The organism is Zhengella sedimenti (assembly GCF_046506625.1).
In the GTDB taxonomy this organism is placed as follows: domain Bacteria; phylum Pseudomonadota; class Alphaproteobacteria; order Rhizobiales; family Rhizobiaceae; genus Zhengella; species Zhengella sedimenti.
The window spans coordinates 382,159-408,338 of the sequence record NZ_JBKFFP010000003.1; the positions used below are offsets into that span (position 1 = coordinate 382,159).

Consider the following 26,180-nt stretch of genomic DNA (forward strand, 5'->3'; position numbering starts at 1 on the left):
TCACGCATAGAGGCTCCGGGAGTGTTTGTCATGCGTGTTCCCACCCGTCCTCCGCTGGACGGCCTCAAGCGGCGTCTCGACGAGAGCCGTGCGCAGGGGGGACGCTTGCCGCGCGACGGCTTCGTGCGGGAGACATTCCGTCTGCCGCGTCCGCAGGCGCGCGAGAAGGCGCGCGAATTCCTGGCCCGATATCCCCGCCAGGCCTACTGGACGGAAATCGAAAGCTGGAGCGAATGGCCGGGCGACGTGATCGAATTCACGATGCGGCGGCTGAAAAGCGCCGACTGATCAGCGCAACTGGCGGATCGCCTCGCCTGCCGCCATCGCGGCCGAGACGGCGAGGTTCAGGCTGCGCCGTCCTTCCTCCATGGGAATGAGCAGGCGGGCATCGGCCGCGTGGTGGACGAAGTCCGGCGCACCGGCGCTTTCCCGGCCGAACAGAAGGATGTCGCCCGGCTGGAACGCGAAGCCGGTATAGGGCTGCGCGCCTTTTGTCGTGAAGAGCGCCAGACGCCGGCGCCGGGCTTTGCGCCAGTCGTCGAATGCTGCCCAGTCGTCATGCCTCGTCACCGCGGCAAGTTCGACATAATCCATGCCGGAGCGCTTCAGCGCGCGGTCGGAAAAGTCGAAGCCGGCCGGTGCGATGATGTCGACGCCCAAGCCGAGGCAGGCGGCGGTGCGGATGATGGTGCCGGTATTGCCGGGAATGTCCGGCTGGAACAGGGCTATGCGCAGGTCGTGGCTCATGGCGCGTTTCCGTAGCGTGCCGGAAGTTGCTTGCCAAGCGACATGACAGCGCCACCTTGCAGGCCTATAAGAGCCGGCTGCGGCGCGGCCGCAGCCAGGATGCCAGGAGAGACCGCGCGCATGGTCGCTGCATTGTTCAGATGGTTCGAGGCACGGATCGATCCGTTCCCGGAACAGGTGCCGGAACAGCCTCCGGCGGCCCTGTGGCCGTTCGTCTGGCATTTCTCGCGCCCGATCTGGCCCTGGCTGGTGCTGATCGCTTTCTTTTCCTCGCTGATCGCGGTGTTCGAGGTCACGCTCTTCGCCTTTCTCGGCAATGTCGTGGACTGGCTGGCATCCGCCGACCGCGAGACTTTCCTGCAGACCGAGTTCTGGCAACTGGTCTGGATGGGTGCGGTGATCCTCGTGATCCTGCCGGCGCTGACGCTCATCGATTCGCTGATCCTGCACCAGTCGGTGATCGGCAATTTCCCGATGATCATCCGCTGGCTCGGCCATCGCTACCTGCTGCGCCAGTCGATGGCCTTCTACCAGGACGAGTTCGCCGGACGGGTGGCGACAAAGCTCTTGCAAGCTGCGCTTGGCGTGCGCGACACGCTGATGAAGGCGGTCAACGTGTTCGTCTATGTCGGGGTCTATGTCTTCGGCACGCTGGCGCTGATCGCCAGTTTCGACGTGGCCCTGATGGTGCCGTTTCTCGTCTGGCTCATCGGCTATGGCCTGACGCTGCGCCACTACCTGCCGCTGATGCGCGACATTTCGGAGACACAGGCCGATGCGCGTTCTGCCATGACGGGCCGCATCGTGGACAGCTACACCAACATCATGACGGTGAAACTGTTCTCCCATGCCCGCGCCGAGGAGGCCTATGCGCGCCAGTCGATGCGCGATTTCCTGACGACCGTGCATCCGCAGATGCGCCTCGTCACCAAGCTGGAGGTGATGCTGTCGCTGCTCAACAACGGCCTGCTGTTCGCCGTTGGCGCGGTCGGCATCTGGTTGTGGCTCGGCTCCGGGGTCACGGCAGGCGCGGTGGCCATCGGGCTGGGGCTGGTGCTGCGTCTCAACGGAATGAGCCACTGGATCATGTGGGAACTGTCCGGCCTGTTCGAGAACATCGGCATGGCCATCGACGGTATGCAGACGCTGTCGCGGCCTCATTCGGTCACGGACCGTCCGGGCGCACGGGCGCTGCGCGTCGACGAGGGCCATGTCCGTTTCGAGGATGTGACCTTCCACTATGGCAAGGGCAAGGGCGTCATCGAGCGGCTGAACCTCGATGTCAGGCCCGGCGAGAAGATCGGCGTGGTGGGACGGTCGGGGGCCGGCAAGTCGACGCTGGTCAACCTGCTGCTTCGCTTTCATGACGTGGAGGGCGGGCGAATCCTGATCGACGGGCAGGAGATCGCCGGCGTGACGCAGGAGAGCCTGCGGGCGGCCATCGGCATGGTGACGCAGGATACTTCGCTGCTGCACCGCTCGGTGCGCGACAACATCCTCTATGGCCGGCCGGACGCTCCGGACACGGCGATGGAGGAAGCGGCGCGGCGTGCCGAAGCCCATGACTTCATCCTCGGACTGGCGGATGCCAAGGGCCGGACCGGCTACGATGCCCATGTCGGCGAGCGCGGGGTGAAGCTATCCGGCGGCCAGCGCCAGCGCATCGCCATTGCCCGCGTCATGCTCAAGGACGCGCCGATCCTGATCCTCGACGAGGCGACCTCCGCGCTCGATTCGGAAGCGGAAGCCGCCATCCAGGACAATCTCTACCGGTTGATGGAGGGCAAGACGGTGATCGCCATCGCCCACCGGCTTTCGACCATCGCGGCCATGGACCGGCTTGTGGTGATGGACGAGGGCGCCATCGTCGAAACCGGCACGCATGACGAACTGGTCGCCGCCGGCGGGCTTTACGCCCAGCTCTGGGCGCGCCAGTCCGGAGGGTTCCTCATCGACGAGGGGGAGACAGAAACGGAAGCGGCGGAATGAGCGAACGGCGCAATCCTGTCGGCTGGATGCTCCACCGCGCCGAACGGATCATCAATCCGTTCGGCGACACGGACCGGGATGTCCTGCCGCGGCAGGCGATGGACTTCATCCGTCATTTCGCGGTGCAGGCGAAGGGACCGTTCATCGCGGCCTTCGTTGCCGGCGGCCTGACCGGTTTGGTCGAAGCCGGACTCTACTGGGCGCTCGGCTGGCTGATCGACATTCTCGATGGCGCGGAGCCCGCGACCCTGCTCAGCGATCACTGGCCGCAACTGCTCGGCCTTCTTGCGCTGGTGCTGCTGGGACGTACCGCAGTGCTGATCGCCGGGACAATCGTCGAGCAGGTCGTCATCGCGCCGGGGTTCTACACGCGGGTGCGCTGGCAGGCGTTCCGGCGCGTGATCGAGCAGCCTTACGGCTTCTACCAGAACGATTTCGCCGGGCGGATCGCGACCAAGGTGATGCAGGCGGGACAATCGGTCAGCGATTTCATGACCGGCATCCTTCAGACTTTCTGGAATTTCGTCGTCTTCATCATTCTCACATTCACCATCCTGACCACGCTCGATCCCGTCATGGGCCTGGCGGTCGCCGTCTGGCTCGCCGGATACGTTGCGATCGGCTGGAAGCTGATGCCGAAGGTACGCGCGCGCAGCAAGAAAGTGGCCGACATGCGCTCCGTCTCCAACGGACGCATGGTCGACGCCTTCACCAACATCATGGCTGTCAAGCTTTTCGACAGCGGACGGCGCGAACATGCCTATGTGCGCGAGGCGATGGAGGACCAGCTTGACGCCTCGCGCGCGCAGGTGCGCGCCATCGCCGCCGTGCGGGCCTCGGTCGTCGCGCTCAGCGGGCTGATGATGGGCGTGACGGGCTGGCTGGCCGTATCCGGCTGGATGGAGGGCGCACTGACCACCGGTGCCGTGGCGACGGCGGTGGGGCTGACCTTCCGTCTTGCCCACATGTCGGGCTGGCTGATGTTCGCCATGAACGGGCTGGTGCGCGATTTTGCGACCGTTCAGGATTCGGCGGCCACGATCTCGGTCGCTCCGGCCATCACGGACCGCCCGCAGGCCAGGGTCATGGAACGGGCCAAAGGGCATGTTCGCTTCGAGGACGTGACCTTCCATTACGGCAAGGGAGAGGGCGTGATCGAGGGGCTCAACCTGGAAATCCGGCCGGGCGAGAAGGTGGCGCTGGTCGGTCCGTCAGGGGCGGGCAAGACGACGATCGTGCATCTTCTCCTGCGCCTGTTCGATGTCGAGGGCGGGCGCATCACGCTGGACGGCGTCGATGTGCGCGACCTGACACAGGCTTCGCTGCGCGCGCAGTTCGGCGTGGTGGCGCAGGAGCCGATGCTCATGCACCGCTCGATCAGCGACAACATCGCCTATGGCCGGCCAGGTGCTTCCCAGGCGGAAATCGAGGCGGCTGCACGGCGCGCGGCCGCGCATGATTTCATCCAGACCGTCAGCGACATGAAGGGCCGCAAGGGCTATGAGGCGCATGTGGGCGAGCGGGGCGTGAAGCTGTCCGGCGGCCAGCGCCAGCGGATCGCCATTGCGCGCATGATGCTCAAGGACGCGCCGGTGCTGATCCTCGACGAGGCGACATCCGCGCTGGATTCGGAGATCGAGGCGGCGATCCAGGACAAGCTGGCCGACCTGATGGAGGGCAAGACGGTGATCGCCATTGCCCACCGGCTTTCCACCATTGCCGCAATGGACCGGCTGATCGTGGTTGACAAGGGCGCGATCGTGGAGACGGGCACGCATGACGAACTGGTCGATGCGGGCGGTCTCTATGCCCGGCTGTGGGCGCGCCAGTCCGGCGGGTTCCTCGCCGACCGGGCGCAACGCAGCGAGGCGGCGGAATAGCCGATGGAGCGCGCCGCATGACATTCCAGCCTCTCGACGCGGAAGGCGCGCGCGGCCATTTCGTCTATTCGATCCTGCAGGAGGTCTGCGCCGAACGCGGCTACACGCTTCATGGCGACAGGCGCTACGGTTATTCCGGCGCCATCGAATATCCGGACGGGCGGCGTGCGTTCTTCATGGGGACGGCCTTCGACATCAATGGCCAGGGCGCCAGCCAGCTTGCCCGCGACAAGGCCTACAGCGCGCAATTGCTGGCGGGAAGCGGGCTGTCCACGCCGGAGGGCGTGCTGTTGTTCAGCCCGCGCTACCGGGCGGAACTGGCGCTGAAGAGCAGGACGCTGGCCGCAGGGCTGGCCTTTGCCGAGCCGGCGCTCGCCTTCGCAAACCGTCACGGCTTTCCGCTGTTTCTCAAGCCCAACGAGGGCACGGCGGGCAAGGGCGTGATGAAAGTGACCTCGTTCGAACGGCTGTTCGAGGGCATCCGCGACATTTTCGAGACGGCCGACAAGGCGCTGCTCCAGGTTCCGGCGACGGGGCGCGACTACCGTCTGGTGGTGCTCGACGGCAAGGTGATGGCGGCCTATGAGCGCGCGCCTTTCACCGTCATGGGCGACGGACTCTCCTCCGTGGCCGAACTCGTCGTCCAGGCGCTCGAGGCGTTCCGTCGCGAGGACCGGCCGGCGGGCCTTGCTCCGGACGATCCGCGCATCGCGGCCGAACTGGCGGCCCAGGGGCTGGAGCCGGCTTCGGTGCCGGCGGCGGGCCAGCGCGTCGTGCTGATGCCCAACGCCAACCTTTCCACCGGCGGGCGGTCCGCCGACGTGACCGGCACGGTTCACCCCGATTTCCTCGATATTGCCGCGCGGGCGGCGCAGGCCTGCGGGCTGCTCTTCGCGGGGGTGGACATCATGACGGCGGATATCGCCGCGCCCGCCCGGGACTATCATGTCATCGAGGTGAACTCGGCGCCGGGCCTGCGCAATTATGCTGCCTTGTCATCGCAGGCGCGGGGCAGGGTGAAGGCCGTCTACGGCGCGCTTGTCGACAGGATGGCAGCCTGCCGGTAGCGCGGGGCCGGCCTGCGGGCGGCAGGCGGCTTGGCACCAATCGCGGCTGCGTCTAAAAGCATGGTCCGGCAAAACGGCTTGGCGGGCACATGGTCTTCAGTTCCAACCTGTTCCTTTATCTCTTCCTGCCCCTTTTCCTGGCCGGATACTGGCTTGCGCGCGGCATGGAGGCCAAGAATGCCGTCCTGCTGACGGCCAGCCTGATTTTCTATGCCTATGGCGAGCCCGTCTTCGTCGCGGTGCTGCTCATCAGCGTCGCGGTCAACTGGCAGGCGGGCCTGGCCATCGCGAAGGGCGTGAAGGGCGCGCTCGCGGCGGGCGTGGCCTGGAACCTGGCTGTCCTCGGCATCGCGAAATACGCGGATTTCGCCGTCGAGACCGTCAATGCGGTGACCGGTGGGGGCATTCCTGCGCCGGGCATCGAATTGCCGCTCGGCGTTTCCTTCTTTTCGTTCCAGGCGATCTCCTACCTTGTCGATGTCAAGCGCGGCGCGGCACCGGCAGAGCGGCGGGCAAGCCATGTGGCGCTCTACATAACGATGTTCCCGCAGCTCGTCGCCGGCCCCATCGTGCGCTATGCGACCGTGGCGCGGCAGATCTCGCATCGCCGTCACAGCCTGTGGCGCAGTGTCATCGGCGTGCGCGTCTTCATCATCGGGCTGGCGCAGAAGGTGATGATCGCCAATGAAATCGGCCGCGTCGCCGATGTCGCCTTCGCCAACGGCACAGCGCTCGATGCCTGGGAGGCATGGGCGGGCATCGTCTCCTACAGCCTACAGATCTACTACGATTTCTCCGGTTACAGCCTGATGGCCATCGGACTGGGCCTCTTGCTCGGTTTCGGCTTTCCGCGCAATTTCCGGCTGCCCTACACCGCCGGTTCCGTGACAGGTTTCTGGCGGCGCTGGCACATGTCGCTGTCGCGCTGGTTCCGCGACTATCTCTACATTCCGCTGGGTGGCAATCGCGCCGGGCCGGCCCGCACCTACGCCAACCTGATGATCGTGTTTCTCCTGTGTGGCCTGTGGCACGGGGCCAGCTGGACCTTCGTCATCTGGGGGCTGCACCACGGCGTCTTCCTGGTGCTGGAGCGGGCGTGGCTGGGGCGCTGGCTGGCCCGGATGCCGGCGCTTGCCAGCCAGGCCTATTGCCTCCTGGCCGTCATGACGTCCTGGGTCTGGTTCAGGGCGGAGAGCCTGGCGGACGCCCTGGCCTATTTCGGGGCCCTGGCCGGCCTTTCGGGCAATGGCGTGATGGACGAAGCCTTCGGGCAGGCTTTCGGACCCGCCTGGTTCTTCGCGTTGGCGGCCGGCACGGTTCTGGCGCTGACGCCGCAGCGCGTGTGGAACGCCATATTCGGCGCGGCGGGCGACATGGCAGCGCGCCTGCTGCCCACGACGGCGCTACAGAACCGGCTGGTCATGCGAAACTGGATTTCCCTTGGCCTGTTCGCCGTTTCGCTCACGCTCCTGGCGGACGCCCGCTACAATCCGTTCCTCTATTTCCGGTTCTGACGCGATGTGGACAAGCAGCACGGCCTTCCGGCATTTCCTCCTCGGCGGCTACCTCCTTGTCGTGGCGCTCGTGCTGGCGATCCCGGCCGTGCCGCTGATCGCCCGTTTGCCGGATTTCGCCGCCTGCCAGATGCAGATGCGAATATGCCCTTGGCAGGACGCGGACTGGCGGCGCAGCCTGGAGGGATTCGCGGATTCCGCCTTCGGGCTGGCGGGCGACATGAAGGATGCCGCCGCATTCCTGCGCGACAGCGGCCGTGGCGGGGCGGTTGTCGAGGGCGTCGACGGCTGGGGTTTCTACAATTCCGGCAGCTTGCGCAACCGCCATCGTGGCCGGTATGCCGATGTGGCGGGCGCCGAATACTGGACGGCAATCGCCACGGAACTGCATGAAGCGCAGGCACGCGCCGGAAAGCGCTTCGTTTTCATGCTGGCGCCGGACAAGCATTCGATCTATCCGGAATTCCTGCCGGCAAACCATCTCGCGGACAGGCGGGGACCCGACACCGCCGCGCTGGTCCATGCCAGCCTGGCCGCGCGGGGCATCGCCTATATCGACAGCAAGGCGGTCCTTGACGCGGCGAAAGCGACCGGTCCGCTCTACTGGAAGCGCGACACGCACTGGAACCAGCTGGGCGCGCTCTTCATCTTCGACCGACTGTTGGAAAAGCTCGACATGGAGCCGGTCCATGGCACGGTGGACGGGGTCTATGCCGGAACGAAGTCCATTGACCGTGAAGGCGACTTCGCGACGATCAACGGCGAGGGCGTTTCCAGGGGTGAACAGATGCCCGTGTTCAGGCAGCCCCTGTTCTCGATGCAGGGCATCGCCACGGAAGCGTTGACGCATGCGGATGGCAATGCCGTGGCCGGCATGGCCCCCTACCTGATAGCGGAAGGCGCGGTGGCCGATCCCGCATCGAAGCTGAGCATTGCAGTGATCGGCGACTCCTTCACCTTCGGCCTGTTCAGGCCGCTCTTTGCGCGGCATTTCGCATCCGTGCTATGGTTGCACCACCAGCAAGGCGGGTTCGACCGCGCCATGATCGAGCGCTTCGATCCCGATGTCATCGTTCTTCAGGTGGTGGAACGCATACTCGAATGACCCGTTTTCCCAAGTCACCGGCGAGGACAGGGCAGGGAGCGCCAGACGATCCGCTTGCCGCCGCCTTCCAGTACGAGGCGGCTGCGGAGATGGCCGTGTCCCTCGGCATGGCCGGCCGGCGGGTCGAGGCAGCGCTCGGCGTGCTCAAGGCGACCCGGCGCGAGGATCCTTCAAGGCCGGAGCGGCTGAACGATGCGGCGCGGGCGGTCCATGCCTATTTCATCCAGCGGGAACTCATCGGATTGCGCCGCCACGATGCGCTGGTCCGCGAGATGGGCATCCCGGATGAGGTGCTGGTTCGGCTCGGCGCTTGTTGAAGGTGCGGCTTTGAAAGCTTCTCGTGGAATCCCGCGACAAATAGCCGTTCTACCTTTCTCCAGTCTGGACAAGGGCAGGCATCGTCAATAGAAGCATTCGCCAAATGCAGAGGGATTCCGTCTGGCCGCTCCGTCATTCCCGGCTCGGGCATGACAAGCCAACGCGGGGGCAGCCGGCATTGTTCAGGTACAAGGAACAGACCTATGAGCGCAAACGAAGTTTCCGAGCACAATCGCCGGGATTTTCTGTACATCGCGACCGGGATGACCGGCGTGGTCGGGACGGCTTTCGCCGTGTGGCCGTTCATTGACCAGATGCGTCCGGACGCTTCCACGCTGGCGCTCGCCTCGATCGAGGTCGACGTTTCCGCGCTGGAGCCGGGCATGTCGCTGACCGCGAAGTGGCGGGGCAAGCCCATTTTCATCCGCAACCGCACGGAGACGGAGATCGAGGAAGCCAATGCGACGCCGCTGGCCGAACTCAAGGACCCGGTCGCGCGCAATGCGAACCTCGCCGGCGATGCCGAAGCTACCGACGTGGCGCGCTCGGCGGGCGAGGGCAAGGAAAACTGGATCGTCATGATCGGATCGTGCACCCACTTGGGTTGCGTGCCGCTCGGCCAGGCTGGCGATTTCGGCGGCTGGTTCTGCCCGTGCCACGGTTCGCACTATGATACGGCCGGCCGCATCCGCAAGGGTCCGGCACCGGAGAACCTGCATATTCCCGAGTATGCTTTCATCTCCGACACGACGATCCGCATCGGGTAAGGGACAGGGACACAAGACCAATGAGCGGACATTCCAGCTACACACCGAAAACCGGCATCGAGAAGTGGATCGATGCGCGCATGCCGCTGCCGCGGCTCGCCTATGATTCCTTTGTCGCGTTTCCGGTTCCGCGCAACCTGAACTATGCCTATACCTTCGGCGGCATCCTGGCGATCATGCTGGTCGTCCAGATCCTGACGGGTGTGGTGCTGGCCATGCATTATGCGGCCGACACGAGGATCGCGTTCGACTCGGTCGAGAAGATCATGCGTGACGTGAATTCCGGCTGGCTGTTGCGCTACATGCACGCCAACGGCGCATCCTTCTTCTTCATCGCCGTCTATATCCATATCTTCCGCGGTCTCTATTACGGTTCCTACAAGGCGCCGCGCGAGCTGCTCTGGATTCTCGGCGTGCTGATCTTCTTCCTGATGATGGCGACGGCCTTCATGGGCTACGTCCTGCCCTGGGGCCAGATGTCCTTCTGGGGCGCCACCGTCATCACCGGCTTCTTCACCGCCTTCCCGGTGGTCGGCGAGCCGATCCAGCAGTTCCTGCTCGGCGGCTTCGCGGTGGACAATCCGACGCTCAACCGCTTCTTCTCGCTGCACTACCTGCTGCCCTTCATGCTGGTCGGCGTGGTGATCCTGCATGTCTGGGCCCTGCATGTGACCGGGCAGACCAACCCGACCGGGATCGAGGTGAAGCACAAGACGGACACGGTGCCGTTCACGCCCTATGCGACGATCAAGGATGCGTTCGCCATGGTCGCCTTCCTGGCCGTGTTCGCCTATTTCGTGTTCTACATGCCGAACTTCCTCGGACATCCGGACAACTACATCCCGGCCAACCCGCTGGTGACGCCGGCGCACATCGTTCCTGAATGGTACTTCCTGCCCTTCTACGCGATCCTGCGCGCCATCACCTTCAACATCGGGCCGATCGACTCCAAGCTCGGCGGCGTGCTTGCCATGTTCGGCTCGATCGCGGTGCTCTTCGTCCTGCCATGGCTGGATACCTCGAAGGTGCGCTCGGCCGTCTACCGGCCGTGGTACAAGCTGTTCTTCTGGCTCTTCGTCATCTGCACGATCTTCCTTGGCTGGCTCGGCTCGCGTCCGGCGGAAGGAACCTATGTGACCATGGCGCAGATCGGCACGCTTTACTACTTCGCCTTCTTCCTGATCATCATGCCGGTCCTCGGCCTGATCGAGACGCCGAAGCGGCTGCCGAATTCCATTACCGAAGCGGTGCTGGAAAAGAACAAGGGCGGCGCGCATGCGCAGCCTGCCGGCGCAACCGCGGCACCGGAAACCAAGGGCTGAGACGCAAGGCTTGAAAAGGACTGAATGATGAAAACGATCCTCAAGGGTTTCGCGGCTCTCGGACTGGGCCTTGCGATCACGACCGGCGCTCTTGGCGCCGGGGAGGGCGGGCACTCGGAAGCCAATCCGACCCACTTCCCGATCAAGAAGCCCGCCTACATGGACTGGTCCTTCGCGGGCCCGTTCGGTCACTATGACAAGGGGCAGTTGCAACGCGGCCTGAAGGTCTACAAGGAAGTCTGCGCTGCCTGCCACGGCCTCAAGCGCGTCGCCTTCCGCAATCTGGAGGACCTCGGCTACTCGGAAGAGCAGGTCAAGGCCTTCGCCGCGGAATACGAGGTTGAGGACGGTCCCAACAGCGATGGCGAGATGTTCACCCGCCCAGCCATCCCCTCCGACACCTTCCCGTCGCCGTTCCCGAACGACCAGGCCGCGGCGGCGGCCAACAATGGCGCCGCGCCGCCGGACTTCTCGCTGCTGGCCAAGGCACGCGCCGTGGAGCGCGGCTTTCCAAACTTCGTGTTTGACGTCTTCACGATGTATCAGGAGCAGGGCCCCGACTATATCCACGCGCTGCTGACCGGTTACAATGAAGAGCCGCCGGAAGGCATGGAGATCACGGAAGGCACCTATTACAATCCCTACTTCATCGCGGGCAAATCGCTCGCCATGGCCCAACCGATCGATGACGGTTACGTGACCTATGACGACGGTTCCCCGGAGACGCTTGAACAGTATTCCAAGGACATCGCGGCCTTCATGATGTGGGCAGCGGAGCCGAAGCTGGAAGATCGAAAGAAGACCGGCTTCCGCGTTCTCGTCTTCCTGCTCGTCTTTGGCGGCCTTCTCTACCTGACGAAGCGCAAGGTCTGGTCGAGCGTCGGGCACTGACTTCCCGGTGCCGGTGACTGGAAAAGTTGATGGGGCGCCCCTGTGGCGCCCTTTTCTTTTCTCTGCCGCCGGTTATGAAATGACGGTAGCCGCTCACGTCCATCCACGGATCAAGCAACCAAGGGGCATCCATGAACCGCACGCTCGCCGAGACCCTTCGCGCGTCGATTCGCGCCATCCACGACTATCCCAAGCCCGGGATCATCTTCCGCGACATCACCACGCTGCTCGGCGACGCGCGGGCCTTTCGCCGGGCTGTCGATGAACTGGTCCATCCGTGGGCGGGATCCAAGATCGACCACGTGGCCGGCATCGAGGCGCGCGGGTTCATTCTCGGCGGTGCCATGGCCCACCAGCTGTCATCCGGCTTCGTGCCGATCCGCAAGAAGGGCAAGCTGCCACACGAGACCGTTTCGATCGCCTACAGCCTGGAATACGGCGTGGACGAAATGGAGATGCACAAGGACGCTGTGCAGCCCGGCCAGAAGGTGATCCTTGTCGACGATCTCATCGCGACCGGCGGCACAGCCGAGGGTGCGGTCAAGCTACTCCAGCAGATGGGCGCCGATGTCGTCTCGGCTTGCTTTGTCATCGACCTGCCGGAACTCGGCGGGCGCAGCAAGCTGGAAGCGCTCGGCGTGACCGTCCGCACGCTGGTCGAGTTCGAGGGGCACTGACTAGCACTGGGCATAAGGGACGGGCTGCCTGAAGCATGGCGAGCGTTTAGCCTGCTTCCGCGGCCTCACAGGGGTTGCTGCTCAAGCCGCCCCGTCGCGCAGCATCTGGGCGCTGTCGAACTCCATTACCTTCTTCCCCGCGGCGTTGAAGGCCTCGCAGTGCTTTGCTGCCAGGAACCAGCCAGGCCGCTTGCCGAGCGGCTTCAGGTTCAGGAAACAGCGCGTGAACGAGATCGTGTCACCGGCAAAGACCGGCGCGGTCCATCGGACATTCTTCAGGCCGAGCGCCGGTCCGAACTCGACCGATGTCTCGCCGGCCGCGCGCAAGCGTTCCGCCAAGGCCTTGTCGGCTGCCACGTTGCGGCTCATCCAGATCGCGGCTGTATGCCAGCCGGAGGCGCAAAGGCGGCCGAAATGGGTCTTTGCGGCCTCCTCTTCGCTGAGATGAAAGCGCTGGGGATCGTAACGCGAGGCAAATGCGACGATCTCGTCCGGCGTGAAGGTGTGTGTCCCAAGCTGGTGAACGGTGCCGAGGGCCAGTTTCTCCCCGAGTGTCATTTGCCCGCTCCTTCCGGATCGCGCAGACCCATGATGCCGGCGTTTTCCATTTCGCAGACGAGTTCGCCGCGCTGGTTGCGGAATTCACTCCTGATCTGCACGAATCCCAGCCCCGGCCGCGACGCCGACGGGCGCTTCGACAGGACGATGCACTTGCCTGTCAGCGTGTCGCCGGCAAAGACGGGGCTTTTCCAGTTCACGTAGTCGACGCCCGGCGCACCCTGCGATGTCGACTTCAGGATGAAGTGATCGCACATGAGGCGCATGGCAATAGAAACGGTGTGCCAGCCCGATGCCGTCAGCGCGCCGAAGAGACCTGCGGCGGCGGCCTCATCGTCCAGGTGCATCGGCTGCGGATCGTAGCGGCTGGCGAAATCGCGGATTTCGTCGGCTGAAACGGCATAGGTGCCCAGTTCGATTTCCATGCCGGGCCGGAAATCCTCATAGGCCAGAATCGTGTCGGTCATGCATGCGGTCCGAAATATGATGGACGGGCACAATAGCCGTGCGATAGCATCGCGCAAGCCCTTCGACTCCAGCTTGGACGGATGCATGGAAGCCGCCGCCGACACGCTTGACGACACGGTCAGAGCCAGCCTCGACCGGTTGCCGGTTTCCAGGGCCGAGCCGGGCACTGTCCTGTTCCGTCCGGGCGATGAGGCGGGCGGTTTCATCCTTGTTCACGAGGGCCGGGTCGGCGTCTATCTGACCGGGCGCTCTGGCCGCGAAATCCTGCTCTACACGGTCGAGCGCGGGCAGACTTGCATCCAGACGACGCTCGGCCTTCTTGGCGGCGAAGCCTATACGGGCGAGGGCATTGCGGAGGCGGAGGTGTCCTTTTCCGTGCTACCGCGCGGCGAGTTCCTGGCGCTGATGGACCAGTCGGCAGCGTTTCGCGCCTTCGTGTTCCGGTCCTTCGCCGGACGGTTGAACGATGTCACGCGCTTGCTGGAGCAGGTCGCCTTCGTGAAGGTGGAGCAAAGGCTGGCGCGCCTGCTGCTGGAACGCGTGGATTCGCAGAATGCCGTGCACCTGACACACCAGGCGCTCGCCACGGCCATCGGTTCTGCGCGCGAGGTGGTTTCCCGCAGGCTTGAAGTCCTGCGCGCGCGCGGCCTTGTGGAACTGGACCGTGGCGTGATCCGGCTTTCCGATATCCCGGGCCTCGATACCCTGGCCGGGCAGGATTGACGGAGAATACCCGAGTTCCTTGGTGACCTTGTCACAGAGAAGACGGATCGAAGCTGCCATTGTGCAAACGCAGCCAGAAAGTCCGGCTCAAGCCGGGGGCTGTTCGCAGAGGTCACAAGGGAGTTTGCAATGTTCAAGAACAACATGGGCACGGCCGACCGTGCCATCAGGGCCATTGCCGGCGTCGTCCTGCTGGCGCTCTATTTCATGGGTACGGCGTCGGGCGCCTGGGGATGGGTCGCGCTGATCGTGGGCGTCGTCCTGCTCGCAACCGCGGCACTTGGCTGGTGCCCGCCCTATTCGCTGCTCGGCATCAATACCTGCGGCGTGAAAAAGGCCTGACCGGGAAGCGATCCCGAAAGGGGGCCGGGTCCGGCGTCGCGCGTATCTTCATGCGCTTTCACCGAGACGACCGCGCCTGGCGGGCGCGGTCAACGCAGTTAGGTTCGCCTTCAGTGTCCGCCGGTAATGCCGCTCAAGACCTGAAAGAGTGCCAGGCCGGCGCTGATGGCCGCGCCTGCCAGTCCCCACCAGCGCCATGGCAAGAGGCCGGTTTCCGGTTGCCGTGATGCGATGAAAAAGAGGGACAGGTTGACCAGGGTAAAGACGACGAGCGTCACAAGGCTTGTCGCTTCCGCCAGCCGCACCAGCGGGAACAGGAGCGCCAGCAGGATGATGACGGCTGCAACTGCCCAGGTTGCCCGCGCAGGTGTGCGGTGAACCGGGTCTACGGCAGCAAACCAGCGCGGCAACAAGCCTTCGTTCGCCATGCCATAGAGAACGCGTGCGGCCATCACGATCTGCACAAGGATGCCGTTGATCATGGCGATCGCCGCAATGGCGGCGATGGGCTGGCCGGACCACCCGGTGACCGTTTCAAAAAGGACGGCGACGGGCGCGCCGGAACCGGTGATCGCGGCGCGGTCCGGCGCCATCACGGCAATGGCGGACAAGGCCACATAGATGACCATGGTGATTGCCAGTGTCACAAGGATGGCACGCGGGGCGGTGCGCTCGGGGTCGCGCGTTTCTTCCGCCATGTTCTCGATGTCCTCGAAGCCGATGAAGGCGAAAAAGGCTATGACTGCGCCCGACAGGACCGGCGCCATGACCGCCAGATCAGCCACCGGTGTAAAGGCGCTGAGCATAACGTCCGCATTGGCCAGCGAAGGCATGCCAGACAGGATGATGAAAACGAGCGTGCCGACTTCCAGTAAGGTGATGACGGCCGCAAAGATGACGCTTTCGCGCACGCCCCACCAGGCGACGAAAGCCAGCAGTAGCACCACGCCGGCTGTCAGAAGCGGGGCGGGAAGGGCAATCAGCGCCTGGACATAGCCAGCGAAGGCGAGCGCGATGACGGCGCTTGACACGATCCCCGTTATCACCACGCCAAGCCCTGCGAGACGTCCGGCGATCGTGCCCAGACCGCGGTTGACAAAGACGGCTTCGCCGCCGGCGCGGGGAAAGACGCGCACGAGGAGCGCGTAGGAGAAGCCCGTCGCACCGGCAATTAACCCCGCCAGGAGGAACGCCAGCGGCGCCTTGTCTCCGGCCAGCGACAGGATTTCGCCAATCAGGGCGAAGATACCGGCGCCAACCGTTACGCCGACGCCGTAAAAAACCAGCAGGGGAAGGGTCAGCGTCCGGCGCAGGGCCGGTTTCTCTGATGCATTCATGTGTGCCAGTATCACCACGGCGAGCATGAAGTCCATGACGTGAATCATGGCTCGCAGACGGGTCGGGAAGCGAAGGGCGCGCGGGAATGGATGGTTTGTTCGACGTGATCGCCGCCGCAGATCTGGCGGCCCTCAGCGCCTTCGTCGCCGCATGGCTGGCCTTCGAACTGGCCGTCGATCACACGCCGCTCAAGCACCGCTCGCTGTCAGGCCTGATGGCGCATGGCAGGCGCGAATGGATGCTCGTGATGGCCGAGCGCGACATGCGGATGGTCGATACGGCCGTGTTGGGCGGATTGCAGCAGGGCGCGGCCTACTTCGGCACCGTTGCCATGCTCGCCATCGGCGGCTGCTTTGCTGCCATGGGCGCGACCGAGCAGGCGCTGCGCCTCTTCGAGGACCTGCCGCTGGTCGGGGCGATCAGCCGGTCGCTGTTCGAGTTGAAACTCGTCGGCCTGACGCTGATCTATGTCTATGCCTTCTTCAAGTTCGGCTGGTCCTACCGGCTGTTCAACTATTGCTCGATCCTTGTCGGCGGCGTGCAGCAGCCGGACCAGGCCGACAGCGCCACAAGGCGGCGCCAGGCGCTGAGGGCCGGCGAGATGAACGTGCTGGCCAGCCGGCACTTCACGGCTGGCCAGCGTGCGCTGTTCATGGCACTGGCCTATCTGGGCTGGTTCGCCGGACCGCTCGCGCTCATGGCGTCGACGGTCTTCGTGATCGCGGTCCTTGTGCGCCGGCAATTCTTCTCAAATGCAAGGCGCGTGCTGCTTGACGCGCGCTGAGGCCTGCCGGCGGCATCTGTCTCAGGTGTTGAACCGGAAATGCATGATGTCACCGTCCTGGACGACGTATTCCTTGCCTTCATCACGGGCCTTGCCGGCTTCCTTGGCGGCCTGCTCGCCGCCGAGGCCGACGAAATCCGGATAGGCGATCGTGTTGGCGCGGATGAAGCCCCGCTCGAAATCCGTGTGGATCACCCCGGCGGCGGCCGGCGCCTTGGTGCCCCGCTCGACGGTCCAGGCGCGGGCCTCTTTCGGGCCGACCGTGAAGTAGGTGATCAGGTGCAAGAGGTCGTAACCGGCGCGGATCAGCCGGTCGAGGCCCGGCTCATCCAGTCCCATGGCTTCCAGATATTCCCTGGCTTCCTCGTCCGGGAGTTGGGCCACCTCGGCCTCGATGGCCGCTGAAATCACCACGACGGACGCGCCCTGGGCAGCAGCCATGTCCTCGACCGCCTTCGTGTGGGCATTGCCGGTCGCGGCTTCCTCCTCCGAGACATTGCAGACATAGAGGACCGGATGCGAGGTGAGCAGGTTCAGCCCTTCCAGTACCTTCATTTCCTCCGCGTCGAGTTCGCCGCGCAGGAGGCGGACGGGCTTGCCGTCCTGGAGCAGCGCCAGCGCCTTTTCCATGACGGGCAGGACCGCCAGCGATTCCTTGTCCTTGGCCTGGGCGCGCTTGCGGATGTTGACGATGCGCCGTTCCAGGCTGTCCAGATCGGCCAGCATGAGTTCGGTTTCCACGGTCTCGGCGTCGGCGACGGGATCGATGCGGCCCTCGACATGGGTGATGTCGTCATCCTCGAAGCAACGCAGGACGTGCACGATGGCGTCGACCTCGCGGATATTGGCGAGGAACTGGTTGCCGAGGCCCTCGCCCTTCGACGCGCCGCGCACGAGGCCGGCAATGTCCACGAAGGCAATGCGGGTGGGGATGATGTCCTTCGAACCGGCAATCTTCGCGATCTCGTAAAGACGCGGGTCGGGCACGGCGACCTCGCCGGTGTTCGGCTCGATGGTGCAGAAGGGATAGTTCGCCGCCTGGGCGGCGGCCGTCCTGGTCAGCGCGTTGAAAAGGGTGGACTTGCCCACATTGGGAAGCCCGACGATGCCGCATTTGAAGCCCATGGGGAAAGCCTGCCGGATGGTGTCTGATTTTGCGAAAGGCTATGGGCGACGGGGGCGCAAAGGTCAAGGGTCGGCGCGGCTGGCGCGCTCACTCCTTGCCGAGAAGCTTTTTCAGCATTTCGGCCATGGGGCCGGATTGGGGCACCTTGACCTGCGGCTTGCGGTTGCGCGCCTGATGGATATGGCTCTTGCCCTTCGGGGCCGGTGCGGCGGATGCCTTCGGGGGTGCGGCAGGCTCGTCCTGGCTGCCAGCTTTCGCCGGCCGGGTCAGCACGGAAACACGGTTCATGAAGCCCGCATCGTCGCCCTTCGCCAGCAGGGGCGCGGCGTCGGCAATGGCATCCATCAGCGGGTCCAGCCATTCGCCGTCGGCCTTGGCGAAATCGCCGAGCACCCAGTTGTGAACGAGGTTCTTGTCACCGGGATGGCCGATGCCGATGCGCACGCGGCGGTAATCCTTGCCGCAATGGGCATCCATGGACTTGATGCCATTGTGGCCGCCGGTCCCGCCGCCGGTCTTCACGCGGATCTTGCCCGGCGCCAGGTCGAGTTCGTCATAGAGGACCGTCACGTCGGCCGGCGTCAGCTTGTAGAAGCGCATCGCCTCGCCGACCGCCTGGCCCGACAGGTTCATGAAGGTCTGCGGCTTCATCAGCAGCACCTTCCGGCCGCCGAGCATACCCTCGCAGATGTCGGCCTTGAACTTCTTCGTCCAGGGCGAAAACGAATGGCGGCGGGCAATCGCGTCCGCCGCCATGAAGCCGGCATTGTGCCGGTTGTTCGCGTATTTCGAGCCCGGGTTTCCAAGACCTGCAAGGATGAGCATGGTCCGGCCTCCCGGGCTGGACCGGGCCGTTCAGGCCCGGCTTATTCCTCTTCGCCGGCTTCCTCTTCGCCCTCTTCATCCGCGGCGGCTTCCTCGGACTTGAGGCCGGCCGGTGCGGCGATGGTGGCGATGGTGAAGTCACGGTCGGTGATGGTCGGCGTCACGCCTTCCGGCAGGGTAACCGCCGAAATGTGAACGGAATCGCCGATGTCGAGGCCGGTCAGGTCAATCTCGAGGGCTTCGGGGATCGCATTGGCCGGGCATTCGACCTCGACTTCGTGACGCACGACGTTCAGCACGCCGCCGCGGCGGATGCCGGGCGCGGCCTCGTCGTTCAGGAAGTGGACCGGGATTTCCACCGTCACCATCGTGTTGCGCGAAACGCGCAGGAAGTCGACATGCATGGTGAAGCCACGCACCGGATCCATCTGGTAGTCCTTGGGCAGGACCTGGATCTTCTCGCCGTCGACATCGATCGTCGCGATGGTGGTCATGAACCCGCCGGCGTGAATCTTCAGGTGCACTTCCTTATAGGGAAGGGCGATGGAAAGGGGAGACTTCTTGTCGCCGTAGATGACGGCGGGAATCTGGCCGTTGCGCCGCAATGCTCGGGAGGACCCCTTACCTGCCCGATCGCGCTTGACGGCCGTGAGCTCGTAGGTTTCGTGGCTCATGGCTGGTCCTTTTCATGTTTCTGGAGCGCCTTTCCCCGTTGAACCGGGGCGAGACGTGCCGCGAAGGCCCATGAACGGCCGTGTTTCCGTTTCAGGCGGAAAGCACTCGGCCAAGCATGGGCGGGAGCCGCGGCGTCCGCGTTGCCTCCAAGGGTGTCTGCGCGGACCGGGCGCTCATAGCCGAACGGTTCCGCAAAAGCAAGTCTTCGCCTTGTCCCGGAACATCAGGGCCATGCATGCCGTTGGCCGCCTGAATGCGATTTGAGCGTCCGAGCCGCCTTGGCGCATTTCAGACGAACAAACGAAACGAAAGGTGTTGATTATGACCAAGATGCTTTGCTCCGCCGCCGCCATTGCGCTGCTCTATGCTGCGCCGGCCGCCGCCCAGTCCGATCCGGACTATGCGCCCAAGCTCGACACCGCCAATGCCAAGGTTGAAGGCAACCGCATCACGGGTGTTGGCGTCGAGATCAATCGCACCGGCTATGTGGTGGTGCATGACGATGGTGCAGGCGCGCCGCCCAACTCCATCGGCCATGTCAAGGTCGATCCGGGCGAAACGGAGGCACTGTCGATCGACCTGACCGGGGAAGTCGGTGCCAATCCGGTCGTGATGCTGCACTATGAGACGAACGACAATCTGACCTATGATTTCGGTCCGGGTTCCACGGATGTCGATACGCCGGTCATGGTGGGTGACAGCCCGGTCGTGTCGCCTGTCGGCGGCATGTAAGCCGACACGCAGCGCGTCCTTCCGAGACGCGAAAGGGCGGTCCCCCGCGGGCCGCCCTTTTATCTTGCCGCGTCACGCGAGATCGAGGCGAAAACGGAGAAAACGCTGACCGGAATGGATGGCCTCGCCATCGGGCCGCGCGCCGAGGCGCCCCAGGGCGCGCAGGTTGCGCCGCGAGGGAGCGAGCAGGAACGTCACCGTTGCCATGTCGGCGCGGGTGCGGGCGAAGGCAAGCGCCTGCCGGGTAATGCGATGCCCGTGCCCGTAGAACTCCGGCTTCAGCACCAGCCCGTAATCCCAGGCGGCGCCGTCCTTCTCGAACCCGCCCCAGCCGGCATAGGCACCATCGATGTGGATCGCCCAGTGTCCCAGCCCGTCTTCGCGCCAGCGGCTGGCCTTGCCGTCGATGAAGCGCGTATTGGCGGCCTCGTCCCAGGCCCCGGTCAGCAGCGGCAGGTGCGTGCGGATGCGCGGGTCGCTCATGTGGGCGAGGATGTCGGCCGGATCGGCGTCCGGCAACGGAATGAAACGGATGTCCGGACCGGCCGGCCGGGCCATCAGTCGAACAGCGACGACACCGACTGTTCCGATGCGGTGCGCGAAATGGCCTCGCCCATCAGGTCGGCGATCGAGATGACGCGGATGTTGGGCGCTGCTTCGACGGCCGCAGTCGGCTGGATGGAATCGGTGATCACCAGTTCCTTGAGCTTGGACGCGGTGATCCGGTTGACCGCGCCGCCCGACAGGACGCCATGGGTGATGTAGGCCGTCACGGAAGCCGCGCCCTTGCCGAGCAGGGCATCGGCGGCATTGCACAGCGTTCCGCCGGAATCGATGATGTCGTCGATGAGGATGCAGTCCTTGCCGCCGACGTCGCCGATGACGTTCATGACTTCCGATTCGCCGGGCCGTTCGCGGCGCTTGTCGACGATGGCCAGAAGGGCATCGAGCCGCTTGCCGAGCGCGCGGGCGCGGACCACGCCGCCGACATCGGGCGAAACGACCATCAGGTTGGAGAGATCGTAGTGGGCCTTCACGTCGCGGGCCAGCACGGGCACGGCGTAGAGGTTGTCGGTGGGAATGTCGAAAAAGCCCTGGATCTGGCCGGCGTGAAGGTCGAGCGTCAGGACGCGGTTCGCGCCTGCCTCGGTGATCAGGTTGGCGACCAGCTTGGCGGAAATGGGCGTACGGGCTGCCGGCTTGCGGTCCTGGCGGGCGTAGCCGAAATAGGGGATGACGGCCGTGATGCGCCGTGCGGAGGAACGCCGCAGCGCGTCGATCATGATGAGGAGTTCCATCAGGTGATCGTTGGCCGGATAGGATGTCGACTGGAGCACGAAGACGTCCTCGCCGCGGACATTCTCGTTGATCTCGACGAATATCTCCTGATCCGCGAAGCGGCGCACGGAGGCCTTGCCGAGCGGAATGTTGAGATATCGTGCCACGGCTTCGGCAAGCACGCGGTTTGAGTTGCCGGCGAACAATTTCATGGCGGGCCCCTGGGACGATCGGCGATGACCGGCCTTTTAGCCACGTCGCGCCGCATTGCAAGGCTTGAGCCGTGGATTCACGTGGGCAAGGCTAAAAAACCTTGATGGCCGGTCCGGCCCCGCTCCGGTCTGGTCCCGTGGCTCACACCGGGTGTGCGGCCAACCAGGCGGTGAGTTCGCGCATCATGCGGTCACCGATGCGCTCCATGACATCGGCGGGCACGGCATTCCAGGGCGCGGCCGGATCGGGCTCGCCCGGAACCGTTTCCTGTCCCTGGATGCGGTGCATGCGGTCGCCTGCGCCATCGAGAATGTCCCAGACATAGATGACGGTCGTCTGTCCGGCATCCGCGAGCGCCGAGAAATAGCCCTTGACCAGATGGGTCTGGCCCGGATCCTCCGCGGCGACGATCATCATGCCGGCTTCCTTCGCCCTCAGGGAGATGCGGCGTGACATGGGCGTGACCGCCTCCACGGTGGAGCCGACGATCGGGGCGAAGCGGACGCGGGCATTGCCGAGGCCGGGCTGACCGGGCGCGGCGGCCGAGACCCGGGGCGGCACCAATGCCGGGACGCTTCCAGCGGACTGGCCTTCCGGCGTCAGCGTTTCCTGTGCCGAGCAGGCAGCCAAAAGGAGGGCGGCGATGCAAACAGCGGCGATCCGGCGCATCGTCTCCATGGCTGCCCCCTTCCGGTTCGAAAATCATACCCGTTCTTGTTGCATTACTGTCAACGGACGATCAAGTCCGGCGTGTGACGGGAGAGGCGTTCGGGCGCGGCTGTTGTGGTCAGGTAGGTGCGCCCGAGGCACATGGCGGTGCCGGTCTCGGAATCCATGATGATCATGTGGGCGAAGAGCGTCTGGTCCGGCGCGACGGGTTCGGGATTGCCGGTGTAGAACATCTGGCGCTCCATCCAGGAAGGCGTGTAGCGCGCGCCGAGCGAATAGCCGCATGCATTGAGCCGGTGCTTGGTCAGGCCATGGGCCTCCATGGCGCGGGCATGGGCATCGAAGACGTCGCCGAAGGTATTGCCCGGAACCATGGCGTTTTCCACCGCGGTCAGCGCCGCTTGCGCCGCCTCGAACAGTTCGCGGTGCCTTTTCGATACCTTGCCGGTGAGGACGGTTTCCATCATGGCGGCGTGATATCGGTTGTAGACGCCGGCCCATTCGAGCGTCAGCTGGTCATTGGCGGTCAGCTTGCGCCGGCCCGACTTGTAGCGGCAAAGCAACGCATCCTGACCCGAACCGATGATGAATTCGTTGGCCGGATAGTCGCCACCGCCCTCGAAGACGGCGCCCTGCATGGCCGCGAGGATCTTGCCTTCGTCGGCGCCGCGCTTGATGAGTTTCAGGCCGGCGTCGAGCGCATCGTCGGCGAGGGCCGCAGCCTTGCGCACCTTTTCGATTTCCGCCGGGCTCTTGATCAGGCGCAGGCCGGAAACGAGCGCCGAGGCATCAATGATGCTGCCGAAGGTCTGCAACTGCTCGTCGAGCAGCCGGCCGCTGTGGGCGGTAAGGCCGTGCGTGTCATATTCCACGCCGATGCGGCAGCCGAGCAGATCCATGTCGTGCAGCAGGTCGCGCAGGTTGACGGCCGGGTTGGCGCCGGCGCGGTCGGTCCAGATCATGATGTTTTCGATGTTGGATGTGTGACGGGCCTGGCGCAGATCGGCCGAGCGCGTGAGCAGGACCATCTCGCCATCCGCCTTGACCACCAGGCACTGGAAGAAGCAGAAGCCGAAGGTGTCGTAGCCTGTCAGCCAGTACATGCTTTCCTGCGCGAAGAGCAGGACGGCGTCCAGCTTCTGGTCTGCCATGGCCACGGCGAGCCGGTCGCGGCGGGAGGCGAATTCCGCCTCGTCGAAATGCAATGCCATTACGCTTTTCCCTCCAGGACGATGGCCGACATCTGCCGGCCGTAATCGGGTTCGCCGCGATGGGTCTTGCGGCGGTAGGAATAGAAGTCGTCCTCGCCGGCATAGGTGCAATGGCCGGTCATGGACGCACGGACGCCCGCCTCGAGGAGACGGTTCACCGTATAGCCCTGCAGGTCGAACATGGCATGGCCGTCGCGCTGCGAGGGTGCGAACCAGCGGCCGTGGTCCGGATCTGTCGCCGCGAAGCGTTCCACGAACTCCGGGCCGACCTCATAGGCGTCACGGCTGATGGACGGGCCAAGCACCGCCACGATGTGCTCGCGCCTTGCACCGATCGCCTCCATGGCGGCCACGGTGTTTTCCAGGATGCCGGCCAGCGCGCCCTTCCAGCCGGCATGGGCCGCGCCGATAACGCCTGCTTGCGGGTCGGCGAAAAGGACGGGGCCGCAATCGGCCGTGACGACGGCGATGGCGAGGCCGGGCGTGGCCGTGACGATGCCATCGGCACGTGGACGCTCTCCCGTGATCGGCCCTTCAACCGTCACGACATCGGGTGAATGAACCTGGAAGGGCGAGACAAGCATTTCAATGCCGACGCCAAGGCTGGCGGCAACCCGGCTGCGGTTCTCATGAACGGCGGACCGTTCGTCACCGGAGCCGAGGCCGACATTGAGGCCCGCATAGATGCCGCGCGATACGCCGCCCGCCCGCGTGAAGAAGCCGTGGCGGATGCCTTGATTCGCAGCCTCGCGCAGGGGCGCGGCGGTTACCGGCGCCGGATTCGCTGCCATCGTCATGGAATTCCTGCTTGCCGCTTCGTTGGTGGCGATGTTGGGGCAGGCGTGGTGCCGGTGTCAATGCGGCGATGACGCCGGGCAGCCTGACGCGAGGACATGGCCTGGCCGAAGGGGACGGGCGGGGAACGGCGCAGGAAATGGCGCGGCTTGCGGCAGGCCCTTTCCCTGGAGGCATGGTCTTCCTATCTTGCAGTCATGACATTGGCCTTTGACAACAGCTATGCGCGGCTTCCGGCCCGCTTCTTCGCCAGGCTCGATCCGGAGCCTGTGGGTGCTCCGCAACTCGTCGCGCTCAATCGCGCGCTGGCAGACAGCCTCGCGCTCGACCCGGACCAGCTGGCCTCGCCCGAGGGTGTGGCGATTCTCGCCGGCAACGCTGTGCCCGAAGGCGCGCTGCCCATCGCACAGGCCTATGCCGGCCACCAGTTCGGCGGATTCGTGCCGCAACTGGGCGACGGCCGCGCCATCCTCCTGGGCGAGGTGATCGGTCGCGATGGCAGGCGCCGCGACATCCAGCTCAAGGGATCCGGGCGCACGCCCTTCTCGCGCGGCGGCGACGGACGGGCCTGGCTCGGGCCGGTGCTGCGCGAATACATCGTGTCGGAAGCGATGCATGCGCTCGGCATCCCGACGACGCGGGCGCTGGCCGCCGTCACGACCGGCGAGCCGGTCTTCCGCGAGACCGTCCTGCCGGGTGCGGTGCTCACACGCGTCGCATCCAGCCATATCCGGGTCGGTACCTTCCAGTATTTCGCCGTGCGCCAGGATGGCGAGGCGCTGCGGCTCCTGGTCGATCATGCGCTGGAACGTCATTACCCCCACCTGATGGATGCGGAGAACCGGCCGCTTGCCTTGCTGGAGGCGGGCTGCGCGGCGCAGGCGCGACTGATCGCGGAGTGGATGCGCGTCGGCTTCATCCACGGTGTCATGAACACCGACAACATGCTTGTTTGTGGCGAGACCATCGATTACGGCCCCTGCGCCTTCATGGATGCTTATCATCCGCGCACGGTCTATTCCTCCATCGACCGGCAGGGCCGCTATGCCTTCATCAACCAGCCGGGCATCGCGCAATGGAACCTGGCGCAGCTTGCCTCGGCGCTGCTGCCTCTCATCGCAACGGATTCGGAGAAGGCGGTGGAAAAGGCGCAAGGCGTGATCGACGGCTTTGCCGATCTGTTCAACGCCGCCATGACCGACGTGCTCCAGGCCAAGCTCGGACTGGAGCGGCGCGAAGATGGCGATGACACGCTCGCGCAGGATCTTCTTGCCGCCATGGCGGAGAACCAGGCCGACCATACGAACCTTTTCCGTGCGTTGTCGGCGCTACCGGCGGGGGGCGGAAAGGAGACGGACGAGACGGCGCGGGCACTGTTCGTTGATCCGACCGCTTTCGACGCCTGGGCGGAGCGCTGGCGCGCGCGGCTTGCGCGTGAGGGACGCGACGACGCCGGGCGGCAGGCCGCAATGAAACGCGCCAATCCGGCCTTCATTCCCCGCAATCATCGCATCGAGGCGGTGATCACGGCCGCGCTTGAGGGCGATTTCGCCCCCTTCCACGCGCTGAACGCGGTGCTGGCCGCGCCCTATGACGACCAAGCCGGAAACGCGGTCTTCGCATTGCCGCCCGAAGCGGATGAGGTCGTGCAGGCGACTTTCTGCGGGACCTGAGCGGCCGGCGGCCATTGACAGCCGTCAACGCGCCGTCCTGCGTCTGATGTAGCCTGTTCCTTCCTGACAAGAGGAGGAATCGGCATGCGAACTCTGCTTTTCTCTCTATTCGGGCTGGGCCTCTTGGCCGGATCAGCCGGAGCAGTCGAAACCACATTCGGTATCACGGATACCGAGTACCTGTTGTCCTGTGCATCGTGCCACGGCGCGGAAGGCAAGGGTGACGGCCCGATGGCGCAATACATGAAGATCGCGCCCTCGGACCTGACGCAGATTTCCAAGAACAATGGCGGCGACTTTCCCTTCATCCGGGTGATGGAGGTGATCGACGGGCGGGGTGAGGTGGCCGGCCATGGCTCCCGGGACATGCCCGTCTGGGGCGACCGCTTTACCGCGGCATCCGATCAGGACGGTTTCCGGCGGGATCTTGCGGTGCGCCTGCGCATCCTGGAACTGATGTTCTTCGTGCAGTCGATCCAGCAGAAATAGGCCG

General features: G+C 64.9%; 29 protein-coding genes. 17 read left to right on the forward strand and 12 right to left on the reverse strand.

Features of this window, described 5'->3' with window-relative positions:
• Nucleotides 1–30: 30 nt before the first annotated feature.
• Complete coding sequence (locus ACLB6G_RS11175) at nucleotides 31–288, forward strand: hypothetical protein (RefSeq protein ID WP_410356246.1); 258 nt, start codon at nucleotides 31–33, stop codon at nucleotides 286–288.
• On the opposite strand, the gene ACLB6G_RS11180 is transcribed toward ACLB6G_RS11175, so the two are convergent.
• Nucleotides 289–747, reverse strand: a complete 459-nt coding sequence (locus ACLB6G_RS11180; protein ID WP_410356247.1) for a tRNA (cytidine(34)-2'-O)-methyltransferase — start codon at nucleotides 745–747, stop codon at nucleotides 289–291. It lies immediately after the preceding gene.
• Nucleotides 748–867: 120 nt separating this feature from the next.
• Here ACLB6G_RS11180 and ACLB6G_RS11185 point away from each other — a divergent pair, with 120 nt between their 5' ends.
• The 10 genes from ACLB6G_RS11185 (at nucleotide 868) to ACLB6G_RS11230 (ending at nucleotide 12,277) form a co-directional block, all read left to right on the forward strand.
• Complete coding sequence (locus tag ACLB6G_RS11185) at nucleotides 868–2,736, forward strand: ABC transporter ATP-binding protein (protein WP_410356248.1); 1,869 nt, start codon at nucleotides 868–870, stop codon at nucleotides 2,734–2,736.
• Complete coding sequence (locus tag ACLB6G_RS11190) at nucleotides 2,733–4,616, forward strand: ABC transporter ATP-binding protein (RefSeq protein ID WP_410356249.1); 1,884 nt, start codon at nucleotides 2,733–2,735, stop codon at nucleotides 4,614–4,616. Before ACLB6G_RS11185 ends, ACLB6G_RS11190 begins: the two co-directional genes overlap by 4 nt.
• 17 nt (nucleotides 4,617–4,633) lie before the next feature.
• Nucleotides 4,634–5,683, forward strand: a complete 1,050-nt coding sequence (locus ACLB6G_RS11195) for an ATP-dependent carboxylate-amine ligase (protein WP_410356250.1) — start codon at nucleotides 4,634–4,636, stop codon at nucleotides 5,681–5,683.
• An 89-nt stretch (nucleotides 5,684–5,772) separates the two neighbouring features.
• Nucleotides 5,773–7,197: an MBOAT family O-acyltransferase gene (locus tag ACLB6G_RS11200; RefSeq protein ID WP_410356251.1), complete on the forward strand. Its 1,425-nt coding sequence runs from the start codon at nucleotides 5,773–5,775 to the stop codon at nucleotides 7,195–7,197.
• A gap of 4 nt (nucleotides 7,198–7,201) precedes the next feature.
• Nucleotides 7,202–8,302 (forward strand): alginate O-acetyltransferase AlgX-related protein, encoded by a 1,101-nt coding sequence (locus ACLB6G_RS11205; protein ID WP_410356252.1) that lies wholly within the window; start codon nucleotides 7,202–7,204, stop codon nucleotides 8,300–8,302.
• On the forward strand, nucleotides 8,299–8,619 hold the full coding sequence (locus ACLB6G_RS11210) for a DUF6665 family protein (RefSeq protein ID WP_410356253.1): 321 nt from the start codon (nucleotides 8,299–8,301) through the stop codon (nucleotides 8,617–8,619). Before ACLB6G_RS11205 ends, ACLB6G_RS11210 begins: the two co-directional genes overlap by 4 nt.
• Before the next feature lie 204 nt (nucleotides 8,620–8,823).
• Nucleotides 8,824–9,387, forward strand: coding sequence for a ubiquinol-cytochrome c reductase iron-sulfur subunit (gene petA, locus ACLB6G_RS11215; RefSeq protein WP_410356254.1), 564 nt, complete (start codon nucleotides 8,824–8,826; stop codon nucleotides 9,385–9,387).
• 20 nt (nucleotides 9,388–9,407) lie between these two features.
• Nucleotides 9,408–10,709 carry a cytochrome b gene (locus tag ACLB6G_RS11220; RefSeq protein ID WP_410356255.1) on the forward strand — a complete coding sequence of 434 codons (1,302 nt, stop codon included), beginning with the start codon at nucleotides 9,408–9,410 and terminating at the stop codon, nucleotides 10,707–10,709.
• 27 nt (nucleotides 10,710–10,736) lie between these two features.
• The gene (locus ACLB6G_RS11225; RefSeq protein WP_410356431.1) at nucleotides 10,737–11,600 is read left to right on the forward strand and encodes a cytochrome c1; all 864 of its coding nucleotides are present in this window, start codon (nucleotides 10,737–10,739) and stop codon (nucleotides 11,598–11,600) included.
• A gap of 131 nt (nucleotides 11,601–11,731) precedes the next feature.
• Nucleotides 11,732–12,277, forward strand: a complete 546-nt coding sequence (locus tag ACLB6G_RS11230) for an adenine phosphoribosyltransferase (protein ID WP_410356256.1) — start codon at nucleotides 11,732–11,734, stop codon at nucleotides 12,275–12,277.
• An 81-nt stretch (nucleotides 12,278–12,358) separates the two neighbouring features.
• Here ACLB6G_RS11230 and ACLB6G_RS11235 read toward each other — a convergent pair whose 3' ends face one another.
• The gene (locus ACLB6G_RS11235; protein ID WP_410356257.1) at nucleotides 12,359–12,835 is read right to left on the reverse strand and encodes a MaoC/PaaZ C-terminal domain-containing protein; all 477 of its coding nucleotides are present in this window, start codon (nucleotides 12,833–12,835) and stop codon (nucleotides 12,359–12,361) included.
• Nucleotides 12,832–13,302: a MaoC family dehydratase gene (locus tag ACLB6G_RS11240; protein WP_410356258.1), complete on the reverse strand. Its 471-nt coding sequence runs from the start codon at nucleotides 13,300–13,302 to the stop codon at nucleotides 12,832–12,834. Before ACLB6G_RS11240 ends, ACLB6G_RS11235 begins: the two co-directional genes overlap by 4 nt.
• 85 nt (nucleotides 13,303–13,387) lie before the next feature.
• Here ACLB6G_RS11240 and ACLB6G_RS11245 point away from each other — a divergent pair, with 85 nt between their 5' ends.
• Both ACLB6G_RS11245 and ACLB6G_RS11250 read left to right on the forward strand, forming a co-directional pair.
• Complete coding sequence (locus ACLB6G_RS11245; protein WP_410356259.1) at nucleotides 13,388–14,026, forward strand: Crp/Fnr family transcriptional regulator; 639 nt, start codon at nucleotides 13,388–13,390, stop codon at nucleotides 14,024–14,026.
• A 129-nt stretch (nucleotides 14,027–14,155) separates the two neighbouring features.
• The gene (locus tag ACLB6G_RS11250) at nucleotides 14,156–14,368 is read left to right on the forward strand and encodes a YgaP family membrane protein (protein WP_410356260.1); all 213 of its coding nucleotides are present in this window, start codon (nucleotides 14,156–14,158) and stop codon (nucleotides 14,366–14,368) included.
• A gap of 110 nt (nucleotides 14,369–14,478) precedes the next feature.
• Here the strand turns inward: ACLB6G_RS11250 and ACLB6G_RS11255 are convergent, their stop codons facing one another.
• Nucleotides 14,479–15,741, reverse strand: coding sequence for an APC family permease (locus tag ACLB6G_RS11255; protein ID WP_410356261.1), 1,263 nt, complete (start codon nucleotides 15,739–15,741; stop codon nucleotides 14,479–14,481).
• Between the two features lie 50 nt (nucleotides 15,742–15,791).
• On the opposite strand from ACLB6G_RS11255, the gene ACLB6G_RS11260 reads away from it, so the two are divergent.
• On the forward strand, nucleotides 15,792–16,490 hold the full coding sequence (locus ACLB6G_RS11260) for a DUF599 domain-containing protein (RefSeq protein WP_410356262.1): 699 nt from the start codon (nucleotides 15,792–15,794) through the stop codon (nucleotides 16,488–16,490).
• A gap of 21 nt (nucleotides 16,491–16,511) precedes the next feature.
• Here ACLB6G_RS11260 and ychF read toward each other — a convergent pair whose 3' ends face one another.
• The 3 genes from ychF to ACLB6G_RS11275 all read right to left on the reverse strand — a co-directional run bounded on the left by ychF (nucleotide 16,512) and on the right by ACLB6G_RS11275 (nucleotide 19,115).
• Complete coding sequence (ychF, locus tag ACLB6G_RS11265) at nucleotides 16,512–17,615, reverse strand: redox-regulated ATPase YchF (protein ID WP_410356263.1); 1,104 nt, start codon at nucleotides 17,613–17,615, stop codon at nucleotides 16,512–16,514.
• An 88-nt stretch (nucleotides 17,616–17,703) separates the two neighbouring features.
• Nucleotides 17,704–18,441 carry an aminoacyl-tRNA hydrolase gene (gene pth / locus ACLB6G_RS11270; RefSeq protein WP_410356264.1) on the reverse strand — a complete coding sequence of 246 codons (738 nt, stop codon included), beginning with the start codon at nucleotides 18,439–18,441 and terminating at the stop codon, nucleotides 17,704–17,706.
• A gap of 41 nt (nucleotides 18,442–18,482) precedes the next feature.
• Complete coding sequence (locus tag ACLB6G_RS11275; protein ID WP_410356266.1) at nucleotides 18,483–19,115, reverse strand: 50S ribosomal protein L25/general stress protein Ctc; 633 nt, start codon at nucleotides 19,113–19,115, stop codon at nucleotides 18,483–18,485.
• Between the two features lie 322 nt (nucleotides 19,116–19,437).
• Between ACLB6G_RS11275 and ACLB6G_RS11280 the strand changes: the two genes are divergently transcribed.
• Nucleotides 19,438–19,848, forward strand: coding sequence for a DUF7282 domain-containing protein (locus ACLB6G_RS11280; protein WP_410356267.1), 411 nt, complete (start codon nucleotides 19,438–19,440; stop codon nucleotides 19,846–19,848).
• 72 nt (nucleotides 19,849–19,920) lie between these two features.
• On the opposite strand, the gene ACLB6G_RS11285 is transcribed toward ACLB6G_RS11280, so the two are convergent.
• The 5 genes from ACLB6G_RS11285 to pgeF form a co-directional block, all read right to left on the reverse strand.
• Nucleotides 19,921–20,406, reverse strand: a complete 486-nt coding sequence (locus ACLB6G_RS11285; protein ID WP_410356268.1) for a GNAT family N-acetyltransferase — start codon at nucleotides 20,404–20,406, stop codon at nucleotides 19,921–19,923.
• On the reverse strand, nucleotides 20,406–21,338 hold the full coding sequence (locus ACLB6G_RS11290) for a ribose-phosphate pyrophosphokinase (RefSeq protein ID WP_410356269.1): 933 nt from the start codon (nucleotides 21,336–21,338) through the stop codon (nucleotides 20,406–20,408). The genes ACLB6G_RS11285 and ACLB6G_RS11290 overlap by 1 nt, the downstream gene beginning before the upstream one ends.
• 142 nt (nucleotides 21,339–21,480) lie before the next feature.
• On the reverse strand, nucleotides 21,481–22,017 hold the full coding sequence (locus ACLB6G_RS11295; protein ID WP_410356271.1) for a hypothetical protein: 537 nt from the start codon (nucleotides 22,015–22,017) through the stop codon (nucleotides 21,481–21,483).
• Between the two features lie 50 nt (nucleotides 22,018–22,067).
• Nucleotides 22,068–23,219 (reverse strand): M24 family metallopeptidase, encoded by a 1,152-nt coding sequence (locus ACLB6G_RS11300; RefSeq protein ID WP_410356272.1) that lies wholly within the window; start codon nucleotides 23,217–23,219, stop codon nucleotides 22,068–22,070.
• Nucleotides 23,219–24,016, reverse strand: a complete 798-nt coding sequence (gene pgeF, locus ACLB6G_RS11305; RefSeq protein ID WP_410356273.1) for a peptidoglycan editing factor PgeF — start codon at nucleotides 24,014–24,016, stop codon at nucleotides 23,219–23,221. The genes ACLB6G_RS11300 and pgeF overlap by 1 nt, the downstream gene beginning before the upstream one ends.
• Nucleotides 24,017–24,211: 195 nt before the next feature.
• Between pgeF and ACLB6G_RS11310 the strand changes: the two genes are divergently transcribed.
• Together ACLB6G_RS11310 and ACLB6G_RS11315 are read left to right on the forward strand one after the other, a co-directional pair.
• The gene (locus ACLB6G_RS11310) at nucleotides 24,212–25,687 is read left to right on the forward strand and encodes a protein adenylyltransferase SelO (protein ID WP_410356432.1); all 1,476 of its coding nucleotides are present in this window, start codon (nucleotides 24,212–24,214) and stop codon (nucleotides 25,685–25,687) included.
• An 84-nt stretch (nucleotides 25,688–25,771) separates the two neighbouring features.
• Complete coding sequence (locus ACLB6G_RS11315) at nucleotides 25,772–26,176, forward strand: c-type cytochrome (RefSeq protein WP_410356274.1); 405 nt, start codon at nucleotides 25,772–25,774, stop codon at nucleotides 26,174–26,176.
• Nucleotides 26,177–26,180 lie beyond the last annotated feature (4 nt).